A 20481-nucleotide genomic window follows, 5' to 3' on the forward strand; every position below is an offset into this window, starting at 1 on the left:
ACCCGGCCGTTCAACCGCTCGCGTCGATGACGCAGAAACGGTTGCCCTCCGGGTCCTCGAGGATGACGTAGTCGGCGTCCGGCGGTCGCTTCGCCCATTCGACGCGTCGTGCCCCGAGCGAGACCAGTCGTTCGATTTCGGCCTCCTGGTCTTCTGCGTAGAGATCGAGATGGATGCGGGGCGGCAGACTGGCCGGAGCAGCGTGCTCGTCGAGCGAGACGTTGGGCCCGAGGCCATCCCTGGGCTTCAGGAGTGCGAAGTCGTCATCGTCGCCCTCGCGGTCGACGTAGTCGAGGGCCGCCATCCAGAACGCCTTCTGTCGTGCGAGATCCTCGACGCGGATGACGACCGAACCGATGCGGATCATGCCCGGTAGCCTAGTCACCGGGCGGTGCCGAACGAAGGTTTGACCGTGCACGGTGCCCGTGACATCCTTGACAGAACGAACGGTCAGTCAGTCGTCTGCTCGGTAGACTGGCGACACACCGGCAGCAAAGGCGGAGTATGGCGCAGGCATCCCTGAGCGTGGAAGAGCGCTCCGACCGCGTCCACATCGTCCTGAACCGCCCGGAGTCCCGCAACTCGATCGATCAGGGCATGATCGACGAGCTTCACGCGGTGTGCGCGAAGCTCGAATCCGGGCCGAAAGTGCTCGTGATCTCCGGCGCAGGCGGCACCTTCGCCTCCGGCGCGGACATCCGGCAGATGATCGACCGGGGTCGCACGGAGGCGCTCGCCGGCATCAACACGACCTTGTTCCAGCGCATCGCCGCCCTGCCGATGCCCGTCATCGCCGCGATCGACGGCTATGCGCTCGGGGGCGGAGCCGAACTCGCCTACGCCTGTGATTTCCGCATCGCGACGACACGCGCGAAGATCGGGAACCCCGAGGCGGGCCTTGGCATCATCGCGGGGGCCGGCGCGACCTGGCGGTTGCCCGAACTCGTGGGAGAGCCCGTCGCGAAGGAGATCCTCCTGGCCGGCCGCGTGCTCACGGCCGCCGATGCCCTCGAACTCCGGCTCGTCTCGGAGGTCGTCGAGCCCGCGGGACTGCTGGATGCCGCCGATGCCCTCGCCGACCGAATCCTGAACTACGACCCGGATGCCCTCATGGCCACGAAGCGCGCGCTCGCGGCGCCGCGCAGTGCACACCCGCAGGTCGACCTCGACGAGCAGGCGATTCTGTTCGAGTCCGATGCGAAGCGCGCCCGGATGACGGCCTTCCTCAATAAGCGAGGCCAGAACAAGAAGACCGCGGAGGGGGAAGAGTGACCGCCGTTCCTGCAGTGGTCGGCGTCCTCGGCGGCGGACGCATGGGCGCCGGGATCGCTCACGCGTTCGTGCTCGCCGGCTCACGGGTCGCCGTGGTCGAACGCGACGCCGAAAGCGTGCGGATGGCACGGGGGCGTGTTCTCGCCGCGTTCACGACGAGCATTGAGCGTGCGACGACGACGGAGCCGCTGGAGAAGCTGACTGCGCGCATCGCAGTGGGAACGGACCTGGCGGCCTTCGCCGAAGCAGAGCTCGTGATCGAAGCGGTACCGGAATCTCTCGAACTCAAGCTCGACGCCCTCGCAAGGGTCGAAGACGCTGTGCCACCTCTCGCGTGGCTTGCGAGCAACACCTCGTCGATCTCGATCACGACGCTCGGCCGAAGCCTGCAGCGCCCTGAGCGGTTCCTCGGGCTGCACTTCTTCAATCCGGTGCCGGCATCCGGGCTCGTCGAGATCGTCGTGGGGGAGGAGTCCGCGGACGAGCTCGTCACCTCGGCACAGGGTTGGGTGCACGCCATCGGCAAGGCGCCCATCACGGTGAAAGACGTTCCCGGGTTCGCCAGTTCGCGCCTCGGGCTCGTGCTCGGGCTCGAGGCCATCCGGATGCTCGAGGATGGCGTCGCAAGCGCTGAGGACATCGATGCCGCCATGGTGCTCGGGTACGGGCATCCGATGGGGCCGCTGAGGCTCACGGATGTCGTGGGTCTCGACGTGCGCCTCGGCATCGCCGAATATCTGCGGGCGACCCTCGGCGAGCGATTCGCCCCGCCGGCGCTCCTGCGCGACATGGTGGAGCGTGGTGAACTCGGACGCAAGTCCGGGAAGGGGTTCTACGAGTGGCCGGCGGTGCACGCATGAATTCAGTGATTCCCAGCTACCTCATGGATGAGTGGTGGACACCGGCATCGGGCGAAGGCTCGCCGATCCTCGATGCAAGCACCGGGGAGATCGTCGCGACGGCGAATGTCTCCGGCATCGACATCCCGGGCGCAATCGGCTACGCACGCACCGTCGGCCAGGCAGCTCTCGGTGCGCTGACGTTCCACGAACGGGCGCTCAAGCTCAAAGAGCTCGCCCAGTACCTGAACGGCCGCCGCGAGGAGCTCTACGCGATCTCGGCGAAGACCGGGGCCACCAGCGGCGACTCGATGGTCGACATCGACGGCGGTATCGGGGTGCTGTTCACGTTCAGCTCGAAGGGCCGGCGGGAGCTTCCGAACTCGAATATCGTCGTCGACGGGCCGCCCGAGGTGCTCTCGAAGGACGGTTCGTTCCTCGGGCAGCACATCTACACGCGGCTGCCGGGTGTTGCCGTGCAGATCAACGCCTTCAACTTCCCGGTGTGGGGCATGCTCGAGAAATTCGCGCCGGCCTTCCTCGCCGGTGTTCCGACGATCGTCAAGCCTGCGACCCCGACGGTGTACCTCGCCGAGGCGGCGGTGCGGATGATGGCGGGCTCCGGCATCCTTCCCGAAGGGTCGCTCCAGCTCATCTCCGGCTCTGCCCGCGATCTGATCGACCACCTCGACTATCGCGACCTCGTGGGGTTCACCGGGTCGGCGAGTACGGCGAATGCGCTGCGCTCGCATCCGAACGTCGTGCACGGCGGAGTGCGATTCACCGGCGAGACGGATTCGCTCAACGCCGCCATCCTCGGTCCGGATGCCGTGGTCGGCACCCCCGAGTTCGACGCCTACATCAAGTCGCTCGTGACCGAGATGACGGTCAAGGCCGGGCAGAAGTGCACGAGCATTCGCCGCGCGATCGTGCCCGCAACGATCGTAGACGAGGTCATTCGGGCTGCTGGAGCTCGCATCAGGGAGCGGATCGTCGTGGGCGACCCGCGCGCGGAGGGGGTGACGATGGGCGCGCTGGTGAGCCGCGAGCAGAAGGACGAGGTGAAGGCGCGCGTGCGCGAACTCGTTGCCGCCGGTGGTGAGATCGTGCTCGGTTCGCTCGATGAACCGGAGGTTCGCCGCGCTGACGGTTCGACGGGCACGGCGCCCGACGGGGCCTTCATGCAGCCCGTTCTCCTGCACTTCGCCGACGCCCTGGTCGCCGCCGCGCACACGATCGAAGCGTTCGGGCCGGTCTCCTCCGTCATCGGCTACGACACGGTCGAGGAGGCCGTCGCGCTCGCGGCGCTCGGCGGCGGGTCGCTCGTCGCGACCGTGGCGACCCACGACCCGGATGTCGCCCGCACCGTCATCGAGGGGATCGCCGCCCACCACGGCCGCACGCTCATCCTCGACCGCGACGACGCGCGATCCAGCACGGGGCACGGGTCGCCGGTACCGCACCTCATCCACGGCGGCCCAGGTCGTGCGGGCGGTGGGGAGGAGCTCGGCGGCATCCGCTCGGTGTTCCATCACATGCAGCGCACAGCGGTGCAGGGCTCCCCGGCGATGCTGACTGCGGTGACCGGACAGTGGTTCGCCGGGGCGCCGCGCAACCTCGACGGGCCGCATCCCTTCCGCAATTCGCTCGCCGAACTGCGCATCGGGGATGCCGTGGCGTCTCCGCTGCGCGAGGTCACGCTCGACGACATCACGGCGTTCGCGAACTCGACCGGCGACACGTTCTACGCCCACACGAACGAGGAGGCTGCGGCCGCGAACCCGTTCTTCCCCGGGATCGTCGCACACGGCTACCTGCTCGTCTCCTGGGCGGCCGGACTGTTCGTGGATCCGGAGCCGGGGCCGGTGCTCGCCAATTACGGGCTCGAGAACCTGCGGTTCATCACCCCCGTGTCGCCGGGCGACAGCATCCGGGTCACGCTCACGGCGAAGAGGATCACACCCCGTGAGACGGATGACTACGGCGAGGTGTGCTGGGACGCGATCATCCACAACCAGAACGACGAGATCGTCGCCACGTACGATGTGCTGACCCTCGTGGCGAAGGAGGCCTGAGCCTACGCCGCTCCCTGTCGTCGCACGATCTCGTTGATCCAGATGGGGGCGAACGGCGACGTGCAGTTCGGGGGAGTCGGGTAGTCCTTGAGCACCTCGAGGCGCTCGCCGATGTCGATCGCGCGGGCGCGGAGCGCGGGGTGGCTGATGCCGATCTGCGCGAGACAGGTGTTCATCGCCCACTGCAGGCGGTCCGGGGCATCCTTCATCTGCGCCTCGATGGTGTCGAGGAGTCCGGGGAGATCGAGCCCCTCCGGGTCCTTCAGGACACGTTCCGCGGTGAGCGCCCAGCCGGCGCTCGCGACCACCGGATCGGCGTCGGTGAACCAGGCGACACGCAGTTCCTCAGCATGCGGGTTCTTCTTGACGACATAGTTCACGAGCCAGTCGTGAACCTTGGGGGCTCTGGCTTCGCGCAGCATCGAGTCCAGCTCGTGGCTGCCGAAGTCTTTCGGGCGGCAGATGAGAAGGGCCAGCAGCTTTGCCGCGGTATCGCCCGTTGCCCATAGCGCACGCGAGAGATCCTGCTGCGTCTTCAGTCGCTTCGCGATCGCACGCAGTTTGCCGAGATTGACGCCGTGGTCGTCGCCGTGCCGTTCGTTGACCTCGCGCGCCCGCGAGTCTTCAAGGGAGGCCAACTCGGCCAGGAGTTCATCCACCGGGCCATCGGTCCGCTGGATCGTGATCTCGTCCATCAACCCAGTATCGCCGAAGTAGACGTGAGGGACTCGACTGTGCCGACTCAGTCTTTCGCCAATTGCGCCCGCAGCGCGCGATTGCGCCGCGCCGCGCGGACGCAATTGCGTCGAACAGGCACAATCACCGTGCGCGAACGCCTCCGAAGGCAACTGCGACGACGTCGTTGGCGACATCCTCTGCGCTGACCGGCCCGCCGGGGCGGTACCAGTCGACGACCGATCCGATCATCCCGAACAGCAGCCGCGTGGTGGTGCGCGGATCGATGTCGCTGCGGATGTCGCCATCCGTTCTGGCCTGATCGACGAGTTCGGCGATGACCTGGTTGAACGCGCGCCGCCGCGTGAGCGCGCTGCGTTCGAGTTCCGTGTTGCCGCGGAGGCGCAACAGAAGCGTGACGAACGGCAATTGGTCGGTGAGCACTCCGACGGACGAACGCAACACGTACATGAGCCGGTCGATGGCTGACCCGGTCGAGGCGAGCGGGTCGACGAGGATCGCCTCCAGGCTGTCGAGCGCGCGGTCGAGCGCAAGCTGGAGCAGATACTCCTTGCTCGGCACGTGGTGGTAGATCGCCGACTTCGTGATGCCGAGGTTCTCGGCGAGCACCCCCATCGACGTGGCGTCGTAGCCGTGCTGGATGAACACCTCCGCGGCACCGCGCAGGATCGACTCCTGGTCGTGATTCTGGCGAATGGTGGCGGCAATATCGGTCATGATGTCTGCTCCATCCCGGCGCCCGGTGCGCGCATCTTCTCGGGCGAGACGGTTCTGCTGTGGCCGCGGAACTCGGCGACGATCCCCTCCCCGTTGCGAACCTCCACGTCGTAGATTCCGGTGCGACCGCGCGTGGAGCGGACTTTGGCGGTGGCGGTGAGCACGTCGCCGGCGTGGCTGGGAGCGTAGAACGTGATGTCAGCGCCGGACGACACCGTGACGCTGCCCTCCGTATTGCACGCCATGGCGAATGCGGTGTCGGCCAGCGTGAAGACGAGTCCACCGTGGACGATCGCGTGGCCGTTGAGCATGTCGCCGCGCACCGGCATCGTCACGACGGCGTGGCCTTCGCTCATCTCCACGACCGTCATTCCGAGCAGTTCGGTCGATGCGCGGTCATCGCGCAGCATCGTGTCGGGGCGTTCGTAGCTCTTGGGAGGCACCGTGGTGCCGGTGTGGGCATCGCTCATCGTTGACCGCCAATCTGTCGGATGTTAGCCTTGGGCAAAGCCTAAACGAACGGTCGGTCAGTTGCTAGTGGCAACACGAGCTCCTGCAGATCGACCCCCGCACTCAAAGGTGATGAGATCATGGCGCCTGCCGCAACGCCCACGCAGCGCAAGGACGTGGACCCCGTCGAGGATCCCGCCGGCCGCGCCCGATTCGACGAGCTGATCACCGCCGACCAGCGGGTCGAGCCCACCGACTGGATGCCGGATGCCTACCGCAAGACGCTCGTGCGCCAGGTCTCCCAGCACGCGCACTCCGAGATCATCGGCATGCAGCCGGAGGGCAACTGGATCACGCGCGCCCCGAGTCTCAAGCGCAAGGCCATCCTCATGGCGAAGGTGCAGGATGAGGCCGGACACGGGCTCTACCTCTACTCCGCGGCGCAGACGCTCGGTGTCACGCGCGACCGGATGACGGAGGACCTCATCTCCGGCAAGGCGAAATACTCCTCGATCTTCAACTACCCGACGCCCACCTGGGCCGACATGGGTTCGATCGGCTGGCTCGTCGACGGCGCCGCGATCTGCAACCAGGTGCCGCTGTGCCGCGCATCCTACGGTCCGTACGCGCGGGCCATGGTGCGTATCTGCAAGGAGGAGTCGTTCCACCAGAGGCAGGGCTTCGAGATCCTGCTGCACCTCTCACGGGGCACGAAGGAGCAGCACGAGATGGCGCAGGAGTCGGTCAACCGCTGGTACGCGCCGGCACTCATGATGTTCGGCCCGCCGGATGCCGATTCACCGAACTCCGCGCAGAGCATGGCCTGGAACATCAAGAGGTTCAGCAATGACGACCTTCGCCAGCGCTTCGTGGACATGATCGTGCCGCAGGCCGAGGTGCTCGGGCTCACGCTGCCGGATCCCGACCTGAAGTGGAATGAGGAGCGCGGTCACTACGACTACGGCGAGCTCGACTGGAACGAGTTCTCCGAGGTGCTCAAGGGTCGCGGGCCGGCCAATGCGATCCGGCTCGAGCGGCGGCGCCAGGCCCATGAGGGCGGTGCCTGGGTGCGCGAGGCGGCGGCCGCCTACGCGGAGCGCCGCCGCGCCATGGCCGAAAAAGCTAGTGCCGAGAAAGTGCAGGCAGCCTGATGAGTTCGCCGGGAGCAGACGAGACGGAGCCGTGGCCCCTCTGGGAGGTGTTCGTGCGTTCGTCGCGCGGACTGTCCCACCTCCACGCGGGCTCGCTTCATGCGCCGGATGCGGAGATGGCCGTGCGCAACGCGCGCGACCTGTACACGCGCCGCAACGAGGGGGTCTCCATCTGGGTGGTGCGCTCGAGCGACATCACGGCATCCGACCCCGACGCGAAGGGGGCCTTCTTCGAGAGCCCGCGCGGCAAGGAGTATCGCCACGCCGGCTACTACACGGAGTCCGAGGGCGTGAAGCACCTGTGAGCGACCAGTCGTTTCGAATTTCGGCGGGGGATGCCCTCACCGCCGAGAAGATCACCGAGGCCGGCGAGAAACCGACAGAGGCGGTGGCAGACTACGCACTGCGCCTCGGCGACGATGCACTGATCCTGGCCCAAAGGCTGGGTTGGTGGATCGCGCGTGCGCCCGAACTGGAAGAGGATGTGGCCCTGGCCAATATCGCCCTCGACCAGCTCGGCCACGCCCGTTCGTTCCTGAGCTATGCGGCGCTCGCCTGGGGCAGGACCGAGGATGACCTGGCGTACTTCCGCACCGAACCGGAGTTCGTGAACGTCCAGCTCGTCGAGCAGCCGAACGGGGACTTCGCCCACACGATTGCGCGCCAGTTCATCGTCTCGTACTACCAGTTCGAGCTGTACCGTCGACTCGTCGATTCGTCGGATGCCACGCTCGCGGCGATCGCGGCGAAGGCGGTCAAGGAGGTCGACTACCACCGCGACCATGCGACCCAGTGGGTGCTGCGGCTCGCACTCGGCACCGAGGAGTCGAGGCGGCGGATGATCGCTGGGCTCGGCGTCATGTGGCCGTATGTCGACGAGTTGTTCCGCGACGACGAGCTTGTGGTGTCGCTCGGCGAGGCTGCGGTGCTGCCGTCAAGCCTGCGCGAAGATTTCGACACGATGACCGGGGCGGTGCGCGCGGAGGCCGAACTGGAGCACCCTGCAACGGATGGGCTCAGGGGGTTCGTCGCGCGGGGCGGCGGCAGGGACGGCATTCACACCGAATTCCTCGGGCCGCTGCTCGCGGAGATGCAGGTGCTCGCCAGGGCGCATCCGGAGGCGACGTGGTGATGGAGACTCTCGAGAGGACCGCCAGGCCGCGGCCGAGCGACGGGGAGTCGGCGCGCGTCTGGGACGTCGCGGCGACGGTGCTCGACCCTGAGGTGCCCGTGCTCACGATCGGGGACCTCGGCGTGCTGCGGTCGGCGGACGTCATCGACGGCAGGGCGCACGTGACGATCACGCCCACGTATTCCGGGTGTCCGGCTATGGATTCGATCAGGACGGATGTCGCCTCCGCGCTCGCGGAGGCCGGCTACGCGGATGCCACGGTCGAGCTCGTGCTCTCGCCCGCCTGGACGACGGACTGGATGTCCGAGGACGGCAAGCGCAAGCTCGAGGAGTACGGGATCGCGCCTCCGTCGGGGCTGACACCGGTGCGGCGTGCCGGCAGCATCCGGGTGGCGATCACGGTCGGCTGCCCGCAGTGCGGCTCGCTCGACACCCGCGAGTTGTCGCGGTTCGGGTCGACGAGCTGTAAGGCCCTCTATGTCTGCAACGCGTGCCACGAGCCGTTCGACTACTTCAAGGTGCTGTAGATGACGCCGGAGCCGTCGTCGCCGGTGTCCGAGTCCCTCAGACCGGCGCCGCAGCGCAAGCGCGCCCGTTTCCACCCGTTGACGGTGCGCGATGTGCGGCGTCTGACCGAGGATTCCATCGAGGTCACGTTCGCGGTGCCTGACGAGTTCGCCGACAACTATGACTATGAGCCGGGCCAGTACGTCGCGTTGCGGATGACCCTGAACGGCCGGGAGTTGCGGCGCAGCTACTCGATCTGCGCGGTGCCCGTGCCCGGCGAGTTGAGGGTCGCCATCAAGCGCGATCTCGGCGGGGAGTTCTCCACCTGGGCGAATGAGTCGCTCGCGCCCGGGGCCGTCATCGATGTCATGAGTCCGCAGGGGACGTTCACGACCGAGCGCGTGTCCGACGGGGCTGAGCGCGCGGCCAACCGGCACTACGCGGCGATCGCGGCCGGCTCGGGAGTCACGCCGATCATGTCGCTCGCCCGCACCATCCTGCGCGGTTCAGAGCACGCGCAGTTCAGTCTCATCTACTCGAACCGCACCGCGAACGATGTGATGTTCCTGGAGGAACTCGCCGAATTGAAGGATGCGTTCCCGGCGCGGTTCGCGCTCTACCACGTGTTGACGCGGGAGAGGCGCGCATCCGATGTTCTGTCCGGGCGGCTGGATGCGGAGCGTTTGGGCACGTTCCTCGAGTACCTGGTGCGTCCTGGCGATGTGGACGAGTGGTTCATCTGCGGGCCGTTCGAGCTCGTGCAGCTCGTGCGGGACACTCTCGAGGAGGCGGGTGTCGATCGCCACCACGTGCGGTTCGAGTTGTTCACGACGGATCGTCCGGACCGGCCGGAGGGTTCTGTCGGGCGGCCGGTGATCGTCGACGAGGGTGATGCGGTGCGGAAGATCACGTTCACGCTCGACGGGCTCACGGCATCCATCAACACGCCGGTGCACGGTCGGGAGACGATTCTGAACGCTGCATTGAGGGTGCGGCCGGATGTGCCGTTCGCGTGTGCAGGGGGAGTGTGCGGTACGTGTCGGGCTGTGTTGGTCGACGGCACGGTGACCATGGACGAGAACTACGCGCTCGAGCCGGAGGAATTGGAGCGCGGGTACATCCTCACGTGCCAGTCGCATCCGACGAGCGAGGCGGTTACTGTCAACTACGACAGTTAGTACGGTTCCCTGTGGATGCCGAAGGCCGTCACGAAGGGATCCCGCTGATGCCCGTAGGATGCAACCCATGATCGACCTGCAGATCGCCGACAACGTCGCGGAGTTGACCCTCAACATCCCCGACAAGCTCAACGCCCTGGACGATGCAGCGCTGGCGGAGCTGGGCGCTCGCCTGCAGGAGGCGGCTGCGGCATCCCCGCGGGCTCTCCTCCTCCGCGGAGAGGGCCGTGCCTTCTGCGCCGGCCGCGACATCTCCGCGGTCGACCCGGCGACGGATGACGCGCTGGCTTTCCTCCAGGACTCGTTCGGTCCGGTCATGCGGGCTCTGGCCGACTTTCCCGCTCCGACGTTCGCGGCGGCTCATGGTGCGTGTCTCGGAATCGGACTGGGACTCCTGATTGCAACGGATGTTGTCTACGTCGCGGAGGGCGCGAAGCTGGGTTCTCCGTTCGCGAACCTCGGGGCGACGCTGGATTCGGGCGGTCACGCCCTGTTCTTCGAGCGGCTGGGTGCGCACCGTGCCCTGGATCTCATCTACACGGCGGAGCTCATGTCGGGCACGGGGGCGGTGGCGGCTGGCTTGTTCAGTCGTGCGATCCCGGATGCCGAACTCCTCGAGTTCGCGCGCGCGAAGGCGGCGACCGCAGCATCCGGTGCCACCCAGGCTTTCCTGGCGAGCAAGAAGCTCATCGCCCGTCTCCGCGACGAGCGCGTGGGACTGTGGGAGTCAGTGGCGGAGGAGAACGTCGCGCAGGAGCGCTTGCGGATGACCGCCGACTACCGAGAAGGCTTCGCGGCGTTCCAGCAGAAGCGCAAGGCGATGTTCGCGGGTGAGTAGCGACTCCGGTCGGCGAATTCGCGACCACGATCGCGGTTTAGTCCCATGAAACGGGCTCAGTCTTGAAAGAATGCCGACATGGATGACTTTCTGCAGAAATCAGACAACCCGATAATCCTTTACATCGTGATACCCGCGGTCGCGATTCTTGTCCTGTACCAGATCATTCGGATTGCCATCACTCTCGCGCTTCGTGACCATGAGAGGTGGTTGGAGAAGCGACGCATCAAGGCAGCTCGCACCACGTATCCGGTGGGGCAGGCCTTCCCGCCGATCACTCCCGACGCGCACGAACCCTTCTGATATCCATGCAAGCCGTCTTCGTGAATGGGATCCCCGGTTCCGGGAAGTCGACGCTCGCGTCGGGTCTCGCCGGTGAACTGGGGTTCCCCGTCGTGGCGAAGGACACGATCAAAGAGGCGCTCGCGGATGTCGTCCGTGTGCCATTGCACACTCGTCGGATCGGCGCGCTGGCATCGGATGTGATGTGGTCGCTGGTCGGGCTGGTCGACGGCCCGGTCATCGTCGAGTCGTTCTGGGCTACCGGGCGTGACGAAGACTTCTTCCAGCGTGGAGTCGCTGACGCCGGTGTCGACGTGGCCGTCGAAGTGTGGTGCGAGGTGTCCATTGAGACGGCCCGGCGGCGTTTCGAAGAGCGACCACGACATCCGGTTCATCAGGACACCGAGCGCGGATTCGAGTGGGAGCAGCTGGCGCGGGCGGCTCGGCCGATCTCGCAGTTCCCGACGGTCATCGTGAACACCGAGGCGCCAGTTGATGTGCCGAAACTCGCCGTCGAACTACGCGCGGTACTTGGCTTGAGCGCCCAGGCCTGACCCGAGCTTCAGAAGTGCGGTATCCGTTTCGCGCCAAGGCAGCGATGGCGGCGTCCAGTGCGACCTAGGCGTCCCTGGCGAGCAAGAAGCTCCTCGCCCAACTGCGTGACAGCCGGGTGGGCTTGTGGGAGTCAGTCGCCGAGGAGAACGTCGCCCGGGATCACCTGCGTATGACCGCCGACTACCGCGAAGGATTCGCGGCGTTCCAGCAGAAGCGCGAGGCTGAGTTTTCGGGGGGGAGTGTCAAACAGATCTATCGCTTAGTCGCGAGTGCGTCGATGACTGGACGCAGACACGACGAGCTGAATTAGCTTGCGTGTTCATGTTGATGGCTACTTAGCCGCCATCCGAGTTTTCCTAGTCGCGAGGAAACATGCTGGCCCGGAACTTGCCGCGCGAGCTGAAACCTTCGAAGTCAGGGAAGAGCACCCGTGCACTTCGGTTGTAAGTCGAGCCTAGGTAAGCGAGAAGCTTCTTTTTGTTTGACGATTTGATGATGATTGCAACATACGGAATATTTGCAGGGCCACCTGGCTTACGGCCCCCCAATAATAGTTGCTCCACAACTTCGGGGCGGGTTGAGGTTGCGTCCGCGACATTCAACCCGAAGAACGCCGTTGACTCGGATTTGAGAAAGGCACTCGATGGTGGGACAGCACTTGCGGCGAAGAAGCCCTCCTGAGCGCGGAGTCGAGCATTAGGGTGCGACGCTTCAACGAGGAATGCTTGCCCGGAGACCAAGCCGGCCAAAAGTGTCTGGCTTTCGCGAGGGGCGGGTTTGCCTTTTTCCTCATCTACTCCCGGGAGACTAGCCCCGACACTCTGATAGTTCTTCCATCCGGTGACATTCAGCGCGAGTACCACACCGCCCTTTGCCTTCTTGTCCTCCTTGGAACGTTGGCACGCGAACCAAAGTGCGGTCATCGGATTACTTGTGAAGTCGATCATTCGAGTCGGCACCGAAAAGTGTTGGAGGTCGGCAAGTAGCTGCAGGTCGTCGCGATAGTCAGTATCGCCGTAGCCGAGTCCCCAATTGCGAGCTTCCTGTAGAATGCTCACCTCCAACCTTCGAACCACCTCTTCAGTCGGCTCCACGGCGACGAGGCGCTGTAGAGAAGAATTGAGGTTGTGGTCCGAACTGGACATGCCGCGCCAGGCGAACCGCGACGCCTGATTGTAGACACCAATTGAGCCGATGACAGCCATCGTTTCTCGAGCGTCCTTAGGCTCTATCCACCACCCCGATGACTTCCAAACTTGTCCAGATCTACCAGTCATTTCAACTTTCTCCGCAAAGCTACTTTGTGTTCGGCCAAAGTCGACGCTTGCCCCTTCGATAACCGAATTGCTATGCACTATGGCACATAGGAACTCCGAGCAATAGTCACAGTGCTCTACTCGACGAAGGATCGTGCCAGCCACCCCTATATCGCCGAGTGCCCGATGGGGGCGTATCCCCAAATTGTTCAGTTGTCTATTTGGGGTAGGTCGATTGTTTTCGGCGTGGCCGACGTAGAGGATCTCGCACCAGGCGACGGGGATCGAGCATCCGGAGATCACGCAGCCGCAATTGCGCGCGATGATCGCCCTGCGCTGTGCGGTGGTGAAGCAGCGCTGCAGTGAATCTGGATCGAGGACGCCAGTCGCTGCTTCGACCAAGGTCCAAACTTGTCCCACCGCAATGGTTGATACACGACGACCGAGTGCATAATGAACTCAACTCTGGACGCTAGGGAGCACTGCAATGGAGTACGAGTCAGCAGAGTGTCCAATGTGTGAGAACTATGAAGCACACTTGCGTACACCCGATGGGATGCTCCAGTGTGCGTTGTGCAACACCTCTTGGGGCGGGACTCCGCCAGACCCCAAGGATGCTTCACGATGGCTTCCTCAGCCACCGCCGATTCGCTAGCCAAAGGCTCATCTTCTGGGCCGAATAGTTGCGTCTGACGGTGCTCTGCATTGACACTCAGCAGCGCAGCATCCGTTTTTCTATCGCATCGGCGAGCATTGTCGGTGACTTCGTCGCTGGTCGCCACGGCGCGCCATGGCTGATCCAGGGCGGCGGTTTGACGTGCGGGGCACCACCGATCATCCTGATCTGCCAGCCCGAGGTCTCGATCGTTCGGTGATGACTCCAGCAGAGCAAAACACCATTATCCGTATGAGTAGGTCCGTTGTTCTCGACGGGGTCCACGTGGTGGATTTCGCACCAGGCTGCGGGGATCGTGCATCCGGGGATCACGCATCCGCCGTCGCGAGCGATGATCGCCCGGCGCTGCGCGGGGGTGAAGCAGCGCTGCGGTGAACCGAGGCCGTGGATGCTGCCGTAGGCGTCGATCGACACGAGCTGGTAGCCGCCGCTGCACGCGAGGTGCCGGATCGTCGTCATCGAGACATCCGACTTCGCCCCATCGATGTGGCCGCGGCCATGGCCGGCCTCGAGGTCCGCGTCGCGCACCGTCACCAGCACCGTCGGCGCCGCGCCACCGATCGTCGGCGGCTCATCGCTGCGGGAGTAGTGGTCGACCATCGCAGCGACCACATCGTGACGCTGCTGGTCGCGACTGCGTGGATCCGCCTCGGCATCGACCTCGGCCTGCTCCTCCGCGGTACGGAACTCGGTCGTCACGCGCGGCGACAGGTACGCGTCGAACAGTCGGTTGAGCTTCGCGGCGATCTCCGGCATGAGCGCGAAACGTCCACGCACCAGCCCACCGCTCAGCGTTCCTGCCTCGAAACCGCGCGCGTTCCAGGCGCGTCGCTCGACCGGCTCCATGCCGTCCGGGTCGAGGTAGGCCTGCCAGACCATCGCCTGCTGGCGGATCTCATCCGCCGTGCACGCGGTCGGCACCAGATCGCTCGTCCCGATCGCGGCGGCCACGAGTTCTTCCTCCGCCGCGCGCACCTCCTCCACGCCCCCACGACGCAGGGTGGGCTGGATGCCGACCACGATCGCGCTCGCGGCGTCCACTCCGATGAGTCCGGCCTCGAGGGCATCGGCGATGGACGGAAATCGGGGAGCGCGTGCCACCCCTGGCTCGGCAAGGTCCGTGCGGGTGAACTGTCCGAGCTTGATGCGCCGCGCGGCGGTCGCGCCGGAAACCCTCGTCACCCGCTCGATGAGCTCCGCCGCATTGCGGCAACCCTTACGTGCGGCCAACCCCTCGGCCCGACAGACGACGAGCGATCGAGCTGATATCTCTGCGGCGGCCTCCACGCGCAGCGCATCCACGTAACGCCCGAGATGCTCGACCGCTCCCGTGACATTGAGCAACTCGTCGTCGCGGAGACCCTGAACGGCGCGCGCGGGAAGTGCCGCAGCGAGCCGCAGGGCCATGCTCCGCAGCGCATCCGAAGCCAGTGCATCCGAGCCCAGCGCATCCGCAATCGGCGCATCCGGCACCACCGGATCGACGGCGCAAGTGGCCGACGAATCGAGGGTGGCGGTGGGGGAGGCCATACCACGATTGTAGCAAAAAGCGTAGATAGATTCTACTGTATTGTCCTACTGTGGATAAAACAATCGAAGAAAGATGCGAACAAATCGATCTACGATTCGGCGACCGTAGCCACCGGCCACTCCACGAGATCCGCCTCCCAGGTATCGGGCTTCCCAATCGACCGAATCGGCTTGTACAGGCTGAACGCCGCGGCGCCGACGACGAAGAAGATCGCCATGATGCCCATCGCGAGGTTCACAGTGAGTCCCGCGAGCAGGGCGCCGGCCGCTACCGGGGCAATGGGAGCGATGGCGACGCCCGAGAGGTTCAATACCGCATTCATCCGACCCTGCAACCTGGAGGGTGTGATCACGCTCGCATAGCCGATGAGGCCTGAGTTGACCGCCGGGATCAGGAAGAGCGTGACGGAGATCCAGACCAGGTACTCCCAATACTCTGTCGAGAGCGCCATGGCCACCCCGCCGACCACGGCAAGGAGAATTCCCACAATGGCGAGTTTTCCTGCCGGGAATCGCTTCACGAGCGGACCGGCGACCACCGCCCCGATGAGCATGGAAGCCCCGGCAGCTGCATCGATGAGGCCGATGAGGAACGGCTCCGTGTGGATCTGGATCAAGTGCAGGTTGAGCGCGAACATCATCCCGTTGAACCCAAGGTTGATGAGCGCGAAGATCCCGATTCCCGCTCGCAGGAACGGTACCGACCACACGAACTTCATGCCGTCAACGAGTGATCCCCACGCGCTCGTGCCCTTCGTGTGCGTGAGATCGCCGTTGAGCGGGCCCTTGACGAAAATCGTGCAGACAAGAACCACGACATATCCGAGCGTGCTTGCCAGGAATGGCACGATACGCCCGATGGAGTACAGGATGCCGCCCACCGGCCCGGAGACCAGCGACGCGACAGCCTGGCGCCCTTGCATCGCGGCCATCGCCGACCCCATCTGGTCCGCACGGACCACCTCCCGGATGCCGCCGGACTCGGCCGGCCCGAAGAACGATGCGACCACGGAGGCAAAGAACAACACAAGGGTGAGGTGCCATGGAGTCAGTGCTGACGCCGCGATGGCGACAACGAGTGACGCAAACAACACGAGGTCGATCGCCGAGCACAGGATGAGCAGCCTTCTGCGGTCGGTCCGATCCGCAATAGCTCCGGCGGGAAGGGTGGCGACCAGGTAGCCGAGTGCGCCCAGCGCGCTGATGAGCCCGGCGAGAAAGACGTCGCCGGTGAGCGCGAACGCGACGAGCGGTACAGCGAAGGTGGCGAAGCCCGAGCCGACGATCTGAGTCGTCTTTCCCGTCATGAGTAGCAGGTAATCGCGGTTGTGCCAGAGCGAGGGGCCGAGAGGATGTTTGAGCTTCGGAGCGTCGGTGCTGTCCACCTTGGCCGCCGTTTCGGCAGAAATGGCGGGGCTGGGCACGGTGTCGTCGCTCGCGGGGATGGAAGGCATGTCGAATACTGTAATTGCGCACAAAGTCTTGCGCAATAGTTGTTGCGCAATTGCTATGCTTGATCCATGGTCACGCAGTCACACCGGGTCACGGACTCCGCCACACTGCGCGCCCTCGCGCATCCGCTGCGGCAGCGGATCCTCCTCGAACTGTCGGTCAGGCGGTCCCTGAGGGCGGCAGACCTGGCCGAAATCGTCGGCGAGCCCGCCAATGCGATCAGCTACCACCTTCGCTCGCTTGCAAAAGTCGGGTTGCTCGTCGAGGCCCCCGAGCTCGCGCGCGACAGCCGGGACCGCGTCTGGACTGTCGCGCATCCGGAAGGCGTGTACGTGCCGCCCGGACCGGATGACGACGCCCCGGATATCTTCGCAGAGCAGTTCCTGGCGTGGGTCAGGGACATGGTGATGGAGAAGGTGCCCGAAGACCCTCGTGCCATCCGCGGACGTTACACCGGTGCGGCGTTGCTGACCAAAGACGAGGGTCGTCAGATGTTCCTCGAGATCGCCGAGGTGCTCGAGCGCTGGCGCGAGCACGGGATGGATGCCGCTGCGGCCAATCCGCAGGACCCCGATCGCGTCTTCCACTACACCGGGGCCTTCGTGGGAAACCGCGCTGATCCGGCGCGGCACGCCGACTCGGACGATGCCGCAGTACCGCCGACGTCGACCGTGACCTGACGGGTCGACAGTGGTGTCGTTCATACTGGGGCGATGACTGAGATCGCACTCTTCCATCACGCCCTCGGCCTCACACCGGGCATCGAGGCATTTGCCGAGACGCTTCGCGAGGCGGGCCACACCGTGCACACTCCGGATCTGTTCGAGGGCGAAACCTTCGCGACCATTGAGGATGGCGTGGGATTCGCCGGCGAGATCGGCTTCGGGGAGATCATGGAACGCGCTCGCCGTGCGGTCGAACCGTTCCCTGCAGAACTCGTGTACATCGGATTCTCGCTCGGCGTCGTGTCGGCCCAGATGCTCGCGCAGACTCGCGCCGGCGCGAAGGGCGCCGTGCTGTGCTACTCCTGCGTTCCGTTCTCCGAGTTCGGCGAATCGTGGCCGGATGGCGTCCCCGTGCAGATCCACGGTATGGATGCCGATCCCTACTTCGCCGAGGAGGGCGACCTGGAGGCGGCGCAGGACCTCGTCGCATCCACCGACCGGGCGGAACTGTTCGTGTATCCGGGGGACCAGCACTACTTCGCGGACAGCACGCTGCCGTCGTACCGACCGGAGGCCGCAGAACTGCTGATGAGCCGCGTACTGGCGTTCCTGTCCACGATCGACTGATCCGCGGGACACTGATCCGCGGGACACTGGAAGTGTGAAACTCACCCTCGACCTGCACGACATCTACAACCGGGGCGTCGACATCGATCGGGCGCTCAACGACATCATGGCAGAGGCCGCAGCGAAGAAGGCGCCACTCGTCGAGATCATTCCCGGCAAGGGCTCCGGCGCGTTGAAGAAGAGAGTGCTGCGCTTCCTGGATCGGCCGGAGATCAAAGCGCAGTACCACCGGGTCGAGAAGGACTCGAAGAACTTCGGCCGCGTCTTCGTGCACTTCCGCTGGAAGTAGGAGCGTTCGAGCCTGTCGGGCATTGGCTATTCTTCGGATGTGGCATCCATCGACCTGAACAGCGACCTCAGTGAGGAGGTCGGAGATGACGCCGCCATGTTCGGCATCGTCACGAGCGCGAACATCGCGTGCGGATTCCACGCCGGCGGCCCCGAGAGCATGCTCGAGAGCGCCCAGCTTGCCGCCGAGAACCGGGTGAGCGTCGGGGCGCACCCTTCCTACCGCGACCGGGAGGGCTTCGGCCGGCGCGACCAGGACGTGGAGCCGGATGAGCTCCGGGCCGACATCCTCGAGCAGCTGGATGCGCTGACGAATGCCGCGGACATCGCCGACGTGCGCATCCGGTACCTGAAGCCGCACGGTGCCCTCTACAACCGCATCGTTGTCGACGCCAGGCAGGCGGATGCCGTGGCGCGCGCAGCACGCGACGCCATGCTGCCGATTCTCGGGCTCGGCGGGACGGAGCTCCACCTGGCGGCCGACCGGCTCGGCGTGCAGTTCTTCCGGGAGGCGTTCGTCGATCGGGCATACCGGCCGGACGGGTCGCTCGTGCCGCGGTCGGAGTCCGGCTCGGTCATCACCGACCCTGACGAGGCCGCGACGCGTGCCGTGCGCATGGTGGAGGACGGGACGGTTGTCGCGATCGACGGCACTCTCGTGCGTGTTCGACTCGACTCGCTCTGCGTGCACGGCGACACCCCCGGCGCGGTCGCCATGGCGGAACGTGTCCGCAGAGGGCTCGTCGCGGCGGGGATCGAGCTTCGGGCGTTCGCATGACGATCCTGCCGTTCGGCGACCGGGCCGTTCTCGCCGAGTTCGCGGACCTGCGCGAGACGATGGCGGCGTTCCGCGCGTTCGAGGCGGGCCGGCGGCCGGGCATCGTCGAACTCGTGCCGGCCGCATCCACGGTGCTCGTGCGCATCGATCCCTCCCGGCTCTCACTGCTCGCGACAGAACAATGGATCATGAGCGTTCTGGAGCGGGGGAGTGCCGACGAGAGTGGCGACGGTGTCGGGAAGCCGTCCGTCACGATCCCCGTTCGCTACGACGGGCCGGATCTCGCGGATGCCGCTGCCGTTCTCGGAATCACCCCCGCGGAGCTCGTCTCGCGCCACTCGCTCGCGGAATGGCACTGCGCCTTCATCGGGTTCGCCCCCGGTTTCGCCTACCTCGTGAGCGAATATGCCGATTTCAGCATGCCTCGGCGCGACACCTCTCGGACCACCGTCCCTGCCGGGTCGGTCGGACTTGCCGGCGAGTTCACCGGCATCTACCCGCGGTCGTCTCCCGGGGGATGGCAGCTCATCGGCACGACCGATACGACGCTGTTCGACGAGTCGAGTCCGACCCCCGCCACCATCACCCCGGGGATGTCCGTGAGGTTCGAGGTCGTGGAACCGTGAGCGACCTCACCGTCATCCGGTCCGGCGCGCTCACGCTCGTCCAGGACCTCGGGCGCCCCGGTCTCGCGCACCTCGGGGTCGGCGCGTCGGGCACCATGGACCGCGGTGCCCTCACCCTTGCCAACCGGCTGGTCGGCAATCCACCGGATGCGGCCGGGCTCGAGATCCTGCTGGGCGGTGCTGAGCTGAGGGCAGGGGGCGACGCGTGGATCGCGGTCACGGGCGCACGGGGAAGCGTGGCGATCGGCGGGCAGGAGGTGTCACCGAACGTGGCGACGCTGCTCGAGGCGGGCCGGGCGATCTCCTTCGGCCCGGCGGAGCATGGCATCCGGTACTACCTCTCCGTGCGCGGTGGGATCGACGTCGCCCCCGTGCTGGGTTCGCGGTCGCGGGACACGCTCGCACACCTCGGTCCGGCGCCCATCGCTGACGGAGACAGCCTGCCCATCGGAAGCGCGCCCGGTGACCCGGTGCCGGTGATCGACACCGTGCCCGTCGACGTGCCCACTGACGGCACGGTGACACTCGAGGTGCGTCCGGGGCCACGGCGCGACTGGCTCGCCGCCGATGCCTGGGAAAGGCTGTTCGCAAGCGAATGGCGCGTGTCTGCGCGGTCGGACCGCTCCGGCATCCGGATCGACGGGCCAGAGCTCTCCCGCGTGGTGACCCGCGAGCTGCCGAGCGAGGGCATGACCCCTGGCGCGATCCAGGTCTCCCCGGATGGTGCGCCCACGATCCTGGCGGTCGACCATCCGGTGACGGGAGGCTACCCGGTCATCGCGGTCGTGACGGATGACTCGCTCGACCTGCTGGCGCAGCTGCGGCCCGGCCAGGGCATCCGGTTCCGACTCGCCACGGGTCGCTGAGTCCGCTGTCGTGCGCGGCGATCGA

24 protein-coding genes are annotated in these 20481 nt (G+C 65.9%); 17 read left to right on the forward strand and 7 right to left on the reverse strand.

Annotated elements, in window-relative coordinates; translation table 11 throughout:
* Positions 1-10: 10 nt before the first annotated feature.
* Positions 11-367, reverse strand: coding sequence for a VOC family protein (locus BKA04_RS11465; protein ID WP_104094503.1), 357 nt, complete (start codon positions 365-367; stop codon positions 11-13).
* A gap of 137 nt (positions 368-504) precedes the next feature.
* Between BKA04_RS11465 and BKA04_RS11470 the strand changes: the two genes are divergently transcribed.
* The 3 genes from BKA04_RS11470 to paaZ are packed head-to-tail and all read left to right on the forward strand — an operon-like array spanning position 505 to position 4186.
* Positions 505-1272 carry an enoyl-CoA hydratase/isomerase family protein gene (locus tag BKA04_RS11470; RefSeq protein WP_104094504.1) on the forward strand — a complete coding sequence of 256 codons (768 nt, stop codon included), beginning with the start codon at positions 505-507 and terminating at the stop codon, positions 1270-1272.
* Entirely contained in the window at positions 1269-2132 is an 864-nt protein-coding gene (locus BKA04_RS11475) for a 3-hydroxyacyl-CoA dehydrogenase family protein (RefSeq protein ID WP_104094505.1), read from the forward strand. The genes BKA04_RS11470 and BKA04_RS11475 overlap by 4 nt, the downstream gene beginning before the upstream one ends.
* Positions 2129-4186, forward strand: coding sequence for a phenylacetic acid degradation bifunctional protein PaaZ (paaZ, locus tag BKA04_RS11480; protein ID WP_104096518.1), 2058 nt, complete (start codon positions 2129-2131; stop codon positions 4184-4186). The genes BKA04_RS11475 and paaZ overlap by 4 nt, the downstream gene beginning before the upstream one ends.
* Positions 4187-4188: 2 nt before the next feature.
* On the opposite strand, the gene BKA04_RS11485 is transcribed toward paaZ, so the two are convergent.
* The 3 genes from BKA04_RS11485 to paaI all read right to left on the reverse strand — a co-directional run bounded on the left by BKA04_RS11485 (position 4189) and on the right by paaI (position 6069).
* Positions 4189-4881, reverse strand: coding sequence for a DNA alkylation repair protein (locus BKA04_RS11485; RefSeq protein ID WP_104094506.1), 693 nt, complete (start codon positions 4879-4881; stop codon positions 4189-4191).
* 124 nt (positions 4882-5005) lie between these two features.
* A complete protein-coding gene (locus BKA04_RS11490; protein WP_104094507.1) occupies positions 5006-5599 on the reverse strand; it encodes a TetR/AcrR family transcriptional regulator in 594 nt (197 codons plus the stop codon).
* Positions 5596-6069 (reverse strand): hydroxyphenylacetyl-CoA thioesterase PaaI, encoded by a 474-nt coding sequence (paaI, locus tag BKA04_RS11495; protein ID WP_198413275.1) that lies wholly within the window; start codon positions 6067-6069, stop codon positions 5596-5598. Before paaI ends, BKA04_RS11490 begins: the two co-directional genes overlap by 4 nt.
* 120 nt (positions 6070-6189) lie before the next feature.
* Here paaI and paaA point away from each other — a divergent pair, with 120 nt between their 5' ends.
* The 8 genes from paaA (at position 6190) to BKA04_RS11535 (ending at position 11691) form a co-directional block, all read left to right on the forward strand.
* Positions 6190-7200: a 1,2-phenylacetyl-CoA epoxidase subunit PaaA gene (paaA, locus tag BKA04_RS11500; RefSeq protein WP_104094508.1), complete on the forward strand. Its 1011-nt coding sequence runs from the start codon at positions 6190-6192 to the stop codon at positions 7198-7200.
* Positions 7200-7505, forward strand: coding sequence for a 1,2-phenylacetyl-CoA epoxidase subunit PaaB (gene paaB / locus BKA04_RS11505; RefSeq protein WP_104094509.1), 306 nt, complete (start codon positions 7200-7202; stop codon positions 7503-7505). Before paaA ends, paaB begins: the two co-directional genes overlap by 1 nt.
* Positions 7502-8332, forward strand: a complete 831-nt coding sequence (paaC, locus tag BKA04_RS11510) for a 1,2-phenylacetyl-CoA epoxidase subunit PaaC (RefSeq protein WP_104094510.1) — start codon at positions 7502-7504, stop codon at positions 8330-8332. Before paaB ends, paaC begins: the two co-directional genes overlap by 4 nt.
* On the forward strand, positions 8332-8859 hold the full coding sequence (gene paaD, locus BKA04_RS11515; RefSeq protein WP_104094511.1) for a 1,2-phenylacetyl-CoA epoxidase subunit PaaD: 528 nt from the start codon (positions 8332-8334) through the stop codon (positions 8857-8859). Before paaC ends, paaD begins: the two co-directional genes overlap by 1 nt.
* Positions 8860-10017: a 1,2-phenylacetyl-CoA epoxidase subunit PaaE gene (gene paaE, locus BKA04_RS11520; protein WP_104094512.1), complete on the forward strand. Its 1158-nt coding sequence runs from the start codon at positions 8860-8862 to the stop codon at positions 10015-10017. It begins immediately after the preceding gene.
* Positions 10018-10084: 67 nt separating this feature from the next.
* The gene (locus BKA04_RS11525; RefSeq protein WP_104094513.1) at positions 10085-10855 is read left to right on the forward strand and encodes an enoyl-CoA hydratase/isomerase family protein; all 771 of its coding nucleotides are present in this window, start codon (positions 10085-10087) and stop codon (positions 10853-10855) included.
* Positions 10856-10933: 78 nt separating this feature from the next.
* Positions 10934-11158 (forward strand): hypothetical protein, encoded by a 225-nt coding sequence (locus BKA04_RS11530; protein WP_104094514.1) that lies wholly within the window; start codon positions 10934-10936, stop codon positions 11156-11158.
* A 5-nt stretch (positions 11159-11163) separates the two neighbouring features.
* On the forward strand, positions 11164-11691 hold the full coding sequence (locus BKA04_RS11535) for a P-loop nucleotide/nucleoside kinase family protein (protein ID WP_104094515.1): 528 nt from the start codon (positions 11164-11166) through the stop codon (positions 11689-11691).
* A 357-nt stretch (positions 11692-12048) separates the two neighbouring features.
* On the opposite strand, the gene BKA04_RS11540 is transcribed toward BKA04_RS11535, so the two are convergent.
* From BKA04_RS11540 to BKA04_RS11550, 3 genes are all read right to left on the reverse strand, one after another.
* Positions 12049-12897, reverse strand: a complete 849-nt coding sequence (locus BKA04_RS11540) for an FRG domain-containing protein (RefSeq protein ID WP_167309616.1) — start codon at positions 12895-12897, stop codon at positions 12049-12051.
* Positions 12898-13660: 763 nt separating this feature from the next.
* Positions 13661-15154 (reverse strand): HNH endonuclease signature motif containing protein, encoded by a 1494-nt coding sequence (locus tag BKA04_RS11545; RefSeq protein WP_104094518.1) that lies wholly within the window; start codon positions 15152-15154, stop codon positions 13661-13663.
* An 89-nt stretch (positions 15155-15243) separates the two neighbouring features.
* Positions 15244-16608: an MFS transporter gene (locus BKA04_RS11550; RefSeq protein WP_104094519.1), complete on the reverse strand. Its 1365-nt coding sequence runs from the start codon at positions 16606-16608 to the stop codon at positions 15244-15246.
* A gap of 66 nt (positions 16609-16674) precedes the next feature.
* On the opposite strand from BKA04_RS11550, the gene BKA04_RS11555 reads away from it, so the two are divergent.
* From BKA04_RS11555 to BKA04_RS11580, 6 genes are read left to right on the forward strand one after another with little or no spacing between them, the layout of a single operon-like run.
* Positions 16675-17286 (forward strand): winged helix-turn-helix domain-containing protein, encoded by a 612-nt coding sequence (locus BKA04_RS11555; RefSeq protein WP_104094520.1) that lies wholly within the window; start codon positions 16675-16677, stop codon positions 17284-17286.
* 33 nt (positions 17287-17319) lie between these two features.
* Positions 17320-17898 (forward strand): dienelactone hydrolase family protein, encoded by a 579-nt coding sequence (locus tag BKA04_RS11560; protein WP_104094521.1) that lies wholly within the window; start codon positions 17320-17322, stop codon positions 17896-17898.
* 34 nt (positions 17899-17932) lie between these two features.
* The gene (locus BKA04_RS11565) at positions 17933-18187 is read left to right on the forward strand and encodes a Smr/MutS family protein (RefSeq protein ID WP_104094522.1); all 255 of its coding nucleotides are present in this window, start codon (positions 17933-17935) and stop codon (positions 18185-18187) included.
* Positions 18188-18235: 48 nt separating this feature from the next.
* On the forward strand, positions 18236-18964 hold the full coding sequence (locus BKA04_RS11570) for a LamB/YcsF family protein (protein ID WP_104096520.1): 729 nt from the start codon (positions 18236-18238) through the stop codon (positions 18962-18964).
* Entirely contained in the window at positions 18961-19590 is a 630-nt protein-coding gene (locus BKA04_RS11575; protein ID WP_104094523.1) for a 5-oxoprolinase subunit B family protein, read from the forward strand. Before BKA04_RS11570 ends, BKA04_RS11575 begins: the two co-directional genes overlap by 4 nt.
* Positions 19587-20456, forward strand: a complete 870-nt coding sequence (locus BKA04_RS11580; RefSeq protein WP_104094524.1) for a 5-oxoprolinase subunit C family protein — start codon at positions 19587-19589, stop codon at positions 20454-20456. The genes BKA04_RS11575 and BKA04_RS11580 overlap by 4 nt, the downstream gene beginning before the upstream one ends.
* Positions 20457-20481 lie beyond the last annotated feature (25 nt).

The organism is Terrimesophilobacter mesophilus (genome assembly GCF_014200375.1).
GTDB lineage: Bacteria > Actinomycetota > Actinomycetes > Actinomycetales > Microbacteriaceae > Terrimesophilobacter > Terrimesophilobacter mesophilus.